Source organism: Mitsuaria sp. TWR114 (assembly GCF_007997345.1).
This window is the reverse complement of record NZ_VOSR01000307.1, coordinates 1-9,960: the sequence shown is the minus strand read 5'-3', so window position 1 is coordinate 9,960 and position 9,960 is coordinate 1. Positions and strand designations below refer to the sequence as shown.

At 69.7% G+C, this 9,960-nt stretch carries 11 protein-coding genes; 3 read left to right on the top strand and 8 right to left on the bottom strand.

Translation table 11 applies throughout. The features are described from left to right. Positions 1 to 264: IclR family transcriptional regulator C-terminal domain-containing protein (locus FUT87_RS12700; protein WP_310735193.1), on the top strand; the 264-nt coding region annotated here is incomplete at its 5' end. A gap of 44 nt (positions 265 to 308) precedes the next feature. Here the strand turns inward: FUT87_RS12700 and phbB are convergent. The 3 genes from phbB to phaC all read right to left on the bottom strand — a co-directional run bounded on the left by phbB (position 309) and on the right by phaC (position 4,162). After that, on the bottom strand, positions 309 to 1,046 hold the full coding sequence (gene phbB / locus FUT87_RS12695) for an acetoacetyl-CoA reductase (RefSeq protein ID WP_147241246.1): 738 nt from the start codon (positions 1,044 to 1,046) through the stop codon (positions 309 to 311). Positions 1,047 to 1,143: 97 nt separating this feature from the next. Beyond that, the gene (locus tag FUT87_RS12690; RefSeq protein ID WP_147241245.1) at positions 1,144 to 2,331 is read right to left on the bottom strand and encodes an acetyl-CoA C-acetyltransferase; all 1,188 of its coding nucleotides are present in this window, start codon (positions 2,329 to 2,331) and stop codon (positions 1,144 to 1,146) included. A gap of 82 nt (positions 2,332 to 2,413) precedes the next feature. Then, positions 2,414 to 4,162 (bottom strand): class I poly(R)-hydroxyalkanoic acid synthase, encoded by a 1,749-nt coding sequence (gene phaC, locus FUT87_RS12685; protein WP_254783603.1) that lies wholly within the window; start codon positions 4,160 to 4,162, stop codon positions 2,414 to 2,416. A gap of 18 nt (positions 4,163 to 4,180) precedes the next feature. Between phaC and FUT87_RS12680 the strand changes: the two genes are divergently transcribed. Then, positions 4,181 to 4,660, top strand: coding sequence for a hypothetical protein (locus FUT87_RS12680; RefSeq protein WP_310735192.1), 480 nt, complete (start codon positions 4,181 to 4,183; stop codon positions 4,658 to 4,660). Here the strand turns inward: FUT87_RS12680 and pgeF are convergent. Together pgeF and maiA are read right to left on the bottom strand one after the other, a co-directional pair. Beyond that, a complete protein-coding gene (gene pgeF / locus FUT87_RS12675; protein ID WP_186830509.1) occupies positions 4,580 to 5,395 on the bottom strand; it encodes a peptidoglycan editing factor PgeF in 816 nt (271 codons plus the stop codon). The genes FUT87_RS12680 and pgeF overlap by 81 nt on opposite strands. A gap of 19 nt (positions 5,396 to 5,414) precedes the next feature. Next, a complete protein-coding gene (gene maiA, locus FUT87_RS12670; protein ID WP_147241248.1) occupies positions 5,415 to 6,053 on the bottom strand; it encodes a maleylacetoacetate isomerase in 639 nt (212 codons plus the stop codon). Between the two features lie 53 nt (positions 6,054 to 6,106). Here maiA and FUT87_RS12665 point away from each other — a divergent pair, with 53 nt between their 5' ends. Further along, positions 6,107 to 6,655 carry an NUDIX hydrolase gene (locus tag FUT87_RS12665; RefSeq protein WP_147241244.1) on the top strand — a complete coding sequence of 183 codons (549 nt, stop codon included), beginning with the start codon at positions 6,107 to 6,109 and terminating at the stop codon, positions 6,653 to 6,655. On the opposite strand, the gene FUT87_RS12660 is transcribed toward FUT87_RS12665, so the two are convergent. The 3 genes from FUT87_RS12660 to FUT87_RS12650 form a co-directional block, all read right to left on the bottom strand. Continuing rightward, entirely contained in the window at positions 6,648 to 6,944 is a 297-nt protein-coding gene (locus FUT87_RS12660) for a hypothetical protein (RefSeq protein WP_147241243.1), read from the bottom strand. The two genes, FUT87_RS12665 and FUT87_RS12660, sit on opposite strands and share 8 nt — an antisense overlap. Positions 6,945 to 7,085: 141 nt before the next feature. Next, positions 7,086 to 9,014, bottom strand: coding sequence for an EAL domain-containing protein (locus tag FUT87_RS12655; RefSeq protein ID WP_091734118.1), 1,929 nt, complete (start codon positions 9,012 to 9,014; stop codon positions 7,086 to 7,088). A gap of 76 nt (positions 9,015 to 9,090) precedes the next feature. Then, entirely contained in the window at positions 9,091 to 9,777 is a 687-nt protein-coding gene (locus tag FUT87_RS12650; RefSeq protein WP_091734197.1) for a transglutaminase-like cysteine peptidase, read from the bottom strand. Positions 9,778 to 9,960 lie beyond the last annotated feature (183 nt).

Genomic DNA, 9,960 nt, shown 5'->3' with positions numbered 1-9,960 from the left:
GTGCGCACGCCGGAGGAGCTGCGCGCCGCGGTCGAGCAGGCCCGGCGCCAGCATTGGTGCCTGGTGGACCAGGAACTCGAGGACGGCGTGCTGACCGTGGCCGCGCCGATCGCCGGCCGCGATGGCAAGGTCGTCGCGGCGATCAACATCAGCACCCATGCGTCGCGGACGCCGCCGCAGGTGCTGCTCGAGCAGGGACTGCCCAAGCTGCAGGCGGCGGCGCAGAGCCTGTCGCAGCTGCTGGTGTTGATGAAGAAGGACTGATCGCGCCGCGGAGCCCAGTCCGCGGGACTGGGCTCGGTCCCTTCTCACCCCATGTGCAGGCCGCCGTTGCAGCTGAAGTCCGCCCCGGTGGTGAACCCGGACGACTCGCCCGCCAGCCAGCCGACGATGGAGGCGATCTCCTCCGGCTCGCCCAGGCGCTTGACCGGGATGCCGGCGACGATCTTCTCCAGCACGTCCGGGCGCACCGCCTTGACCATGTCCGTGCCGATGTAGCCCGGGCTGACCGTGTTCACCGTGACGCCCTTGGCGGCGAGTTCCTGCGCCAGCGCCATCGTGAAGCCATGCATGCCGGCCTTGGCCGCCGAGTAGTTGGTCTGGCCCGCCTGCCCCTTCTCGCCGTTGACCGACGAGATGTTGATGATGCGGCCCCATCCCTTGTCCACCATGCCGGGCACCACCTGCTTGGTGACGTTGAACATGCTGTTCAGGTTGGTGTCGATGACGGTGTCCCACTCGTCGCGGGTCATCTTCAGGAACATGCGGTCCTTGGTCACGCCCGCGTTGTTGACCAGCACATCGATCTTGCCGTGCTCGGCGATCGCGCGGTCGAAGGCCGCGACGGTCGAGTCCCAGTCGGCGACGTTGCCGACCGACGCATGGAAGGTGTAGCCCAGCGCGGACTGCTCGCCCAACCACTTGGCATGGTCGCGGCTGGGGCCGCAACCGGCGATGACCTTGAAGCCATCCTTGTGGAGGCGCTGGCAAATGGCGGTGCCGATGCCGCCCATCCCGCCGGTGACGTATGCAACTTTCTGACTCATCTTGCTTGCCTCCTGAGGGGCCCGCCGGGCCGCCGCGTCCGCGGCCGGGGTGCCTGGAATGTCGGAACGGATACGACGCGCGAAAGGAAATCCGCGCTCAGCGCTCGACGCACAGGGCCACGCCCATGCCGCCGCCGATGCACAGGCTGGCGATGCCCTTCCTGGCATCGCGCTTGATCATCTCGTGCAGCAGCGTCACCAGGATCCGGGCGCCGGACGCGCCGATCGGATGACCCAGCGCGATCGCGCCGCCGTTGACGTTGACCTTGCTCAGGTCCCAGCCCATCTCCTGATGGACGGCGCAGGCCTGCGCGGCGAAGGCCTCGTTGATCTCGAGCAGGTCCAGGTCCTTGGCCTGCCAGCCGGCGCGCTCCAGCGCCTTGCGCGACGCCGGCACCGGGCCCATGCCCATGGTCTTGGGATCCACGCCGGCGCTCGCGTAGGACGCGATCCGCGCCAGCGGCGTCAGTCCCAGCGCCTTCGCCTTCGCATCGGTCATCAGCACCAGGCCGGCCGCGCCGTCGTTCAGGCCCGACGCGTTGCCGGCGGTCACCGAGCCCGCCTTGTCGAAGGCCGGCTTCAGGCCGGCGAGCGCCTCGGCGGTCGACTTGCGGTTGATGAACTCGTCCGCCGCGAAGACGACCGGATCGCCCTTCTTCTGCGGAATCGTCACCGGCACGATCTCGGCGGTGAAGCGGCCGGCGTCCTGCGCCGCCGCGGCCTTCTGCTGGCTGGCCAGCGCCAGCTCGTCCTGCTGCGCGCGGCTGACGTGGTACTCCTTGGCCACGTTCTCGGCGGTGATGCCCATGTGGTACTGGTTGTACACATCCCACAGGCCGTCGACGATCATCGTGTCCACGAGCTTCCAGTCGCCCATGCGCTGGCCGTCGCGCGAGCCCGGCAGCACGTGCGGCGCCAGGCTCATGCTCTCCTGGCCGCCGGCGATGACGATTTCGGAGTCGCCGTCGCGGATCGCCTGCGCCGCCAGCATCACGGCCTTCAGGCCGGAGCCGCAGACCTTGTTGATCGTCAGCGCGGGCACGGTGACCGGCAGGCCTGCCTTGATCACCGCCTGGCGCGCGGGGTTCTGGCCCACGCCCGCGGTCAGCACCTGGCCGAGGATGACCTCGTTGATCTGCTCGCCCTGCAGGCCGCTGCGGCGCAGCAGTTCCTGGATCACGATCGCGCCCAGCTCGCTGGCCGGCATCTTCGACAGCGTCCCTCCGAACTTGCCGATCGGCGTACGTGCCGCGGCGACGATGACGATGTCTTGCGGTGAACTCATGACTCGCTCCTCTTTCGAAACTGCTGAACTGCGGATGTCAGCGGGATGAAGGTGATGACTCCTGGACGCGGCGCGGGCGGCCTCACGCGCGCTGCTTCACATAACGGCCCGGCGCCGGCTCGATCGCCGCATGGCCGCGGCCGCCCGGCGCGCGCGGTGCCGCCTTCAGCGGGCCCGCGTGGCCGGCCAGCCACTGCGACCAGTCGGGCCACCAGCTGCCGGGATGCTCGGTGGCGTTCTGCAGCCATTGCTGAGGGTCGGCCGGCAGCGCCGTGCCCTTGCCGATCCAGTGGCTGCGCTTCTTCTTCTCCGGCGGATTGATGACGCCGGCGATGTGCCCGGACGCGCCGAGCACGAAACGCCGCTTGCCCTTGAAGACCTGCGTGCTGCGGTAGGCGGCATCCCAGGGGACGATGTGGTCCTCGCGCGAGCCGTAGATGTAGACCGGCGCCTGGATCCGACCGAGGTCGATCGCCTCGCCGCAGACGGTCAGGCGGCCGGGGATGCGCAGCTCGTTCTGCAGGTAGGTGTGGCGCAGGTACCAGCAGTACATCGGGCCCGGCAGGTTGGTCGCATCGCCGTTCCAGTACAGCAGGTCGAAGGCCGGCGGCGCGTCGCCCTTGAGGTAGTTGCCGACGACGTAGTTCCACACCAGGTCGTTCGGGCGCAGGAAGCTGAAGGTCGTCGCAAGCTCCTGGCCCTTGAGCAGGCCGGGGCCGCTCACCGCCTGGTCGCCCAGTGTCATCTCCCGCAGCTTCACCGCCTGCTCGTCGATGAACAGGTCCAGCACGCCGTTGCTGCTGAAGTCGATCAGCGTGGTCAGCAGCGTGACGCTCTCGGCGGGCTGCTGGCCTCTGGCGGCCAGCACCGCCAGCGCGGTCGCCAGGATGGTGCCGCCGACGCAGAAACCCAGCGTGTTGATCGTCTCGGTCCCTGCGATCTCACGCACCACCTCGATGGCCTTGATCGCGGCCTGGCCGATGTAGTCGTCCCAGGTCCAGTGCACGCAGTCCGCATCCGGGTTGCGCCAGCTCACCACGAAGGTGCGGTGGCCCTGCGCGACCGCGTGGCGGATCAGCGAGTTCTCCGGCTGCAGGTCGAGGATGTAGTACTTGTTGATGCAGGGCGGCACCATCAGCAGCGGCCGGGCATGCACCTTCGTGGTGAGCGGCTTGTACTCGAGCAGCTGGAAGAAGTCGTTCTCGAAGACCACGCTGCCTTCGGTCGTCGCGACGTTGCGGCCAACCTCGAAGGCCGATTCGTCGGTCTGCGACACATGGCCGCGCCGCACATCGGCCATCAGCAGCTGTAGGCCGCGGGCGAGGCTCTCGCCCTGCGTGTTCAGCGCGCGCTGCTGGGCCTCGGGATTGAGGGCGAGGAAGTTGCTCGGCGAGGCCGCGTCGATGAACTGCTGCACGGCGAAGCGCACGCGGGCGCGGGTCTTGTCGTCGCCCTGCACCTGATCGGCCATGCGCTGCAGCGTCTTCGCATTGAGCAGGTAGAGCTGCGCGGTGAAGTGGGCCAGGCGGTTGTTGTTCCAGGAGGCATCGGCGAAGCGGCGGTCCTTCAGCGCGGCGCCGGAGGCCGGTGCGCCATCGCTCGCGTGGGACTCGGCAAGCGCCGCGTTCCAGAGCTCGCCGGCTTGGCGGAGATAGTCCGATTGCAGCTGCGACCAGGCGTCTGGCGCGACCTGCATGGCCTGCAGCTGCTTGAAGGCGTCGCCGAATCCATGTGACAGGCCGGCCGCGGCCTGCTGTGCCTGCTGGGCCCACTGCTCGAAACCGGGGAACGATGCGCCGGGGAATCCGGCCGCGGCGTTGTTCGCGCTCATGTGTCTCCTCATGCCGACTTGAGCAAGAAGCTTGCCACAGCCGATCACGAGGATCACCGAGGTCGCTTCGCATATGCTCAGGCGCTTTGTAGCCCGTTCAGCTTACCCCCGCGTGACGATGATGTCGCCGATGACCCGAGGAATTTGCTGATGTATCTGGTGGCCATCGCCTGGATGTATGTGGTGCTGATGATGGCCGTGGCCGAGGCCTTCAGCCCGCAAGGCACGGTGCTCGGCGCGCTGGTCACGCTGGTGTTCTACGGCCTGATGCCGCTCTCGATCGTGATGTACCTGATGGGCACGCCACGGCGGCGCGCCGCGCGCCGGCGGGCCGAGGCCGACGACGCGGCGCAAGCGGCTCAAGCGACGAAAGCGAATCAAGCCGACGAAGCCGCCACGGCGGCCCGCGCGCCGGTCTCACCGCAGCCGGATGACGGCGGCCATGCGGCCGCTGCGCAGCCCATCGACACGTTCGTGGCGGAACGAAAAGAATCGTGACGGCTCGCTCAAGGTGCACCAGCCGCCACCGCTGATCGCGTCCAGGCCCAGCGCCGCCAGCCTGCGCCGCGCCAGTCCGTAGAGATCGACCCGCCAGCGCGGCTCGCCCTGCGCATTGGGCTCGAAGCGGAACAGCGGCTGGTCGGCGTGTACCGGCTCGGCACCGAAGGCCGCCAGCACGTCGGCGCCGACCTCGAAGCGCGCCGGGCCGATGCCCGCGCCCATCCAGGCCTGGATCTCGCAGGCGTCGCAGCCGGTTGCCTCGCGCATGGCGGCGACCGTGTTCTCCAGCACCCCACCGGCCAGGCCGCGCCAGCCCGCGTGCGCGGCGCCGACCACGCCCGGTCCGGCGAACAGCACCGGCAGGCAGTCCGCCACCATGACCGCGCAGGCCAGCGCGGGATCGGTGCTGACGGCGGCGTCGGCGGGCTCGGGGTCGGCGTCCGGCGCCGCATGCGTGGCGCGCAGCCGCAACACCGTGGTCCCGTGAACCTGCTTCAGGAAGACCGGCTGAGCGCCGATCGCGGCGGCGACACGGCGCCGGTTCTCGGCGACATGCGCCGGCTCGTCGCCCACCGACCGGCCCAGGTTCAGGCTGGCGAGGCCGCGCCGCTCGGCCGGTCCCTCCGCGCCGCCGCTGACGCCGCCAGCACGCGTGGTCATGAACGCGACAACGTCGGGCGCGGCCCAGTCGGGCCGCAGCCAGTCGGGATGCGGCGCGTCGACGGAGTTCATGGCCGCGTCGCCCGCAGGCTCACTCCGCATCGGGACAGGCGCTGGGCTGCGTCTGGCGAAAGGCCTCCTGCGACATGCAGTGCTCGAAGATCGCCATGACCGTGGGCACGTGGTCGAGGCGACAGTCGAAGCGCTGGGCGTTGAAGATCTGCGGCACCAGCACGCAATCGGCCATCGTGGGCGCATCGCCGAAGCAGAAGCGGCCAGCGCGGCCCTCCGCCTTCAGGCGCTGCTCGACCACGGCCAGCCCGCTCTCCACCCAGTGCTGGTACCAGCGGGTCTTGTTGTCGTCGCCGACGCCGAGTTCCTTCACCAGGTAGCGCAGCACCCGCAGGTTGTTGAGCGGATGGATCTCGCAGGCGATGTCCTGGGACAGCGCGCGGATGTAGGCACGGCACAGCGCGTCGCCGGGCAGCAGCGGGGGCTCGGGATGGACCTCGTCGAGGTACTCGATGATGGCCATCGACTGCGTGATGACGGCATCGCCGTCCTTGAGCAGCGGCACCAGGCGCGAGGCCGACACGGCCGAGTACGACTCATTGAACTGCTCGTTCTTCGCGAGGTGCACCGACTTGTAGTCGAAGTCCAGGCCCTTGAGCGCCAGCGCGATGCGGACCCGGTAGGACGCCGACGAGCGGAAGTAGTTGTAGAGCTCCATGGCCGGCGATGATGCCACGGGGGCCCGCGATGGAGGCCGCTACACTGCGCCCCATGTTCCAAGCGCGGCGCTACCAGCATTGCCCCACCTGCGGCGGCCAGATCGAATACCGCGTCCCGGCCGACGACAACCGGGAGCGGGCCACCTGCACGCAGTGCGGGGCGATCCATTACGAGAACCCGCTGAACGTCGTGGGCACCTTGCCGGTCTGGGGCGAACAGGTGCTGCTGTGCAAGCGCGCGATCGAACCGCGACTGGGCAAGTGGACCTTGCCGGCCGGCTTCATGGAGCTGGGCGAGACGCTGGCCGAGGGCGCGCAGCGCGAGACGGTCGAGGAGGCCGGCGCGCGGATCGAGCTCGAGAACCTGTACTGCGTGATGAACGTGGTGCGCGTCGGTCAGGTCCACCTGTTCTACCGCGCCCGGCTGCTGAGCCCCGACTTCGATCCGGGCCCGGAGACGCTCGAGGCCCGGCTGTTCCACGAACACGAGATCCCCTGGGACGAGATCGCGTTCCACACCATCCGCGAAACGCTGCAGCGCTTCTTCGACGACCGCCGCAGCGGCCGCGGTTATCCGCTGCACACCGCGGACATCAGCTGAGCCCTTGGCGCCGACGCGCTTCGGCCAACATGGCGTCCCGTTCGGCGGCGAGCTCCTCGCGTGGGACGACGTCGCCGCGCAACGCGGCCTTGACGCCATTGTCTTCCTGGCGCTCCATGAGCACTTCATGCTCGGTCACATCAGGCTCGTCAGGATCCGTGCGCTCGACCCAGCGCTTGACGAGGAACTCGACGAGTTCGTCCATGTCGATCGTCAGGCGGCTCGCGAGCGCCTCGACGCGGGCCTTGATCTGCTCGTCAATCTGGACGTGGAAATCGACGCGCGGCATGAACGGTTCAAGGGGTTGGAGAACGGCGGACACTCTGCACCTGATCTTTCAGCGACAAGAGGAAGGCGCGCATTCTGAGAGCTTCAGATCGCTTGGCAAGAGCGCTTGACGGCCGTCAAGCGCTTCACCGACTTGGATCAGTCAGGGCTTGATCTCCTGCGCGGACGCCCACGGACCGGTGATGCCGTCGAGTTCGCAATCCCACAGCGCCTGCGCGTCGAGCGCGTCGGTCACGCCTTCGGCATAGACCTTCAGCGACAGGCTGCGCAGCATGACCACCAGGCTGCGCACGAAGGCTGCGCGCGCCACGTCCGCCGACACCCCGCTCACCACCGAGCTGTCCAGCTTCACGTAGTCCAGACCCGCCTGGAAAAGACGATCAATTTGAGCCAGTCCCGCGCCCGCGTGTTCCAGGCCGAGCTGGACGCCCAGCGGTCGCAGTTGCCGGCCCAGTTCCTGCAGCGTCTCGAAGTGTTGCACCGCGGCCGGCTCGGCCAGTTCCAGGCCGATGGCGCGCCGCACCGAGGCCGGTGCCGCCTGCACCAGTTCGCGCGCCCGCGCGATGAAGCTGCCGTCGTTGAGCGTGGCCGGCGCCACGTTGACGCAGCGCGCGCGCTGGTCCTGCTGCGTGGCCTGCAGTGCGAGCGCGAGCGCCTGCAGGTCCGCCTCCGCGCTCAGCCGGTGGCGCAGCGCCAGCGGCAGCCAGCGCGCGGCCGGCTCGAACTCGCCGACCGGATTGAGCTTGAGCTGCAGCGGACATTCCAGGTGCAGCACCTGCCGCTCGCGGCCGATCAGCGGGAACTCCAGCAGCCGGCTGCGCTGCTGCGCCAGCGCGTCCGAGATCAGCGCGCGCCAGGCCCGCTCGCCCTGCGCGACCTCGTCCGACGGCGGCGCCTCGCGCAGCTCCAGCACGACGCCCTCGCCCTGCTCGGCCTTGGCCAGCGCCGCGTCGGCCGCGGCGAACCAGGCGCTCATCGGCTGGTCACGCATCAGCTCGACCGCGCCCAGCGCGACGCCCACGCCCGAACCGAGGTTCTGCAGGCCCGCCCGCAGCGCATCGGCCAGCGCCTGCGCCGTGTCGCCGACCACGTTCGGCGCCGGCAGCCACAGCGCGAAATCCGAGCCGTTGAGCCGGCCTGCCAGGCAGCCGCGGACCTGCTCCGGATAGACACGCAGCGCCTGCGCGATCGCCACCAGCGCCTGGTCGGTCGCCCCATGGCCGAGCCGCTGGTTCAGGCCCTGCAGGTCCTTCAGCCGCAGCAGCACCAGGCCGGCGCGCAGCGGACCGTCATCGCGCTCGAGCGCGGAATTGAGTTCCGCCACGAATTGCCGCCGGTGCGACAGCCCGGTCAGCTCGTCGCACAGCAGCTGGTGATGCAGCGTGCGCAGCTGCTCGGCCTGGGCCTCGAACATCTGCCGCGTGCGCACCACCATCGTGTTCATCGCGCTGGTCAGCTTGCGCATCTCCGGCACGCGCGGCTCGAGCACGGTTTCGAAGCGCCCCTGCGTCACGCCCTCGGCCTGGCGCACCGCCGTGTCCAGCGGCCGGCGCAGCCGCGACAGCACGATCGCCGCCGCCACGCCCGTGACCACGCCCACCAGCAGCAGCCAGCTCGCCGTGCTCAGGGTCGCGCGCCACAGCGCCTCGTGGACATAGCCGGTCTGGCCGCGCAGCTCGATCTCGCCGACCGCCTTCCAGCCGTCCGACACCTTGGCCACGCCCGGCGCCACGTCCAGCGGCAGCAGGGCCACGAACCAGCGCGGCGCATGCGCGACCTGCGGCGTCTCCAGGTGCCGCTCGAACACCTGCGCCCCGCCGCCGTCGCGCCAGCGCACGCTTTCGTAGGCGCCCGCGTCGAACTGCGCCGAGATCAGCAGCGACATCAACTCCGCGTCGCCCTTCTGCTGCGATAGCGCCAGCGCCAGCGCATTGGCGTTGTCGGCGTTCTTCAGCTGGGCCTGCGTCTGCAGCAGCTCGCGCAGCGACCAGGTGCTCACCGCCACGCCGCCCAGCACGGACGCCAGCACCGCGCCCAGGACCAGGCACCAGATTTGTCTTATCAGGGACATGTCGTGAATTCTCCGTCGCCCTTCGTCTTGTCGTCTCCGGCCTCTCCCGGGGGACCCGCCGCGCCGCGCCGGTCCCTCAGAAGCCCTCCGCCTTCGCCTTCGCCAGCAGGTCGCGCCACAGCGACAGCCGCACTAGCGGATTGCCCGCGGTGGTGGCGCCCACGCCGCTCCACAGGCCCTCGCCGTTGAAGCTGAACACCGGCGTGAGGTCCGGCCGCAGCGACGCGGGCCGGATCTCCGGATTGATATTGTCCAGAATCAGGGGCTCCGCCTCCGGCTGCGCATAGTAGGCCAGGACCATGTGCGCCTGGGGCCGCCCCTGGAACTGCGCCCGCACGTAGACCATCCGCAGCCGCGACTGCGGCACCCCGGCGGCCAGCAGGCTCATGTACTTCGCGATCGCGTAGTCCTCGCAGTCGCCGGCGCCCTTGTCCAGCAGCTCCAGCGGCGTCGCCCAGTAGTCGATCTGGCCCCACACCTCGATGTCGTCGCGGAACGCCACCCGCTGGTTGAAGAAGCCGTTGACCGCGGCCAGCCGGTCGCGCTCGTCCGGCATCGCGGCCGCGCGGTCGGCCATCTGGATCATCGCCTTCACCGCGGCCTGCGTCCGGGGCGACAGCTTCGCGGCCGATTCGGTCAGCCGGTCCTGGTCCCAGCCCCAGGCCAGCGCCGACCACAGTCCCGCCGTCCACGCGAGCGCCCACAGCGCCGGCCGGATTCTCCGGCCAGCACGGGACACCGTACGCGTGACGAAACGTGACATGCGCTGCAATGTATCTGCCTCCACGCCAGCCCGAGGGCGAACCGCGACGCGCCCCCCGGGGACCGGGCAATTTGCCGCTACCGCCTTCACGCGGCGCCCGGGGAGCGGCCGGGATAATCCGGCGCTCAGATGAAGACCCATGCCATCCGCCAGGAACTGGACCAGGCGCGCGCGAGCAGGCCG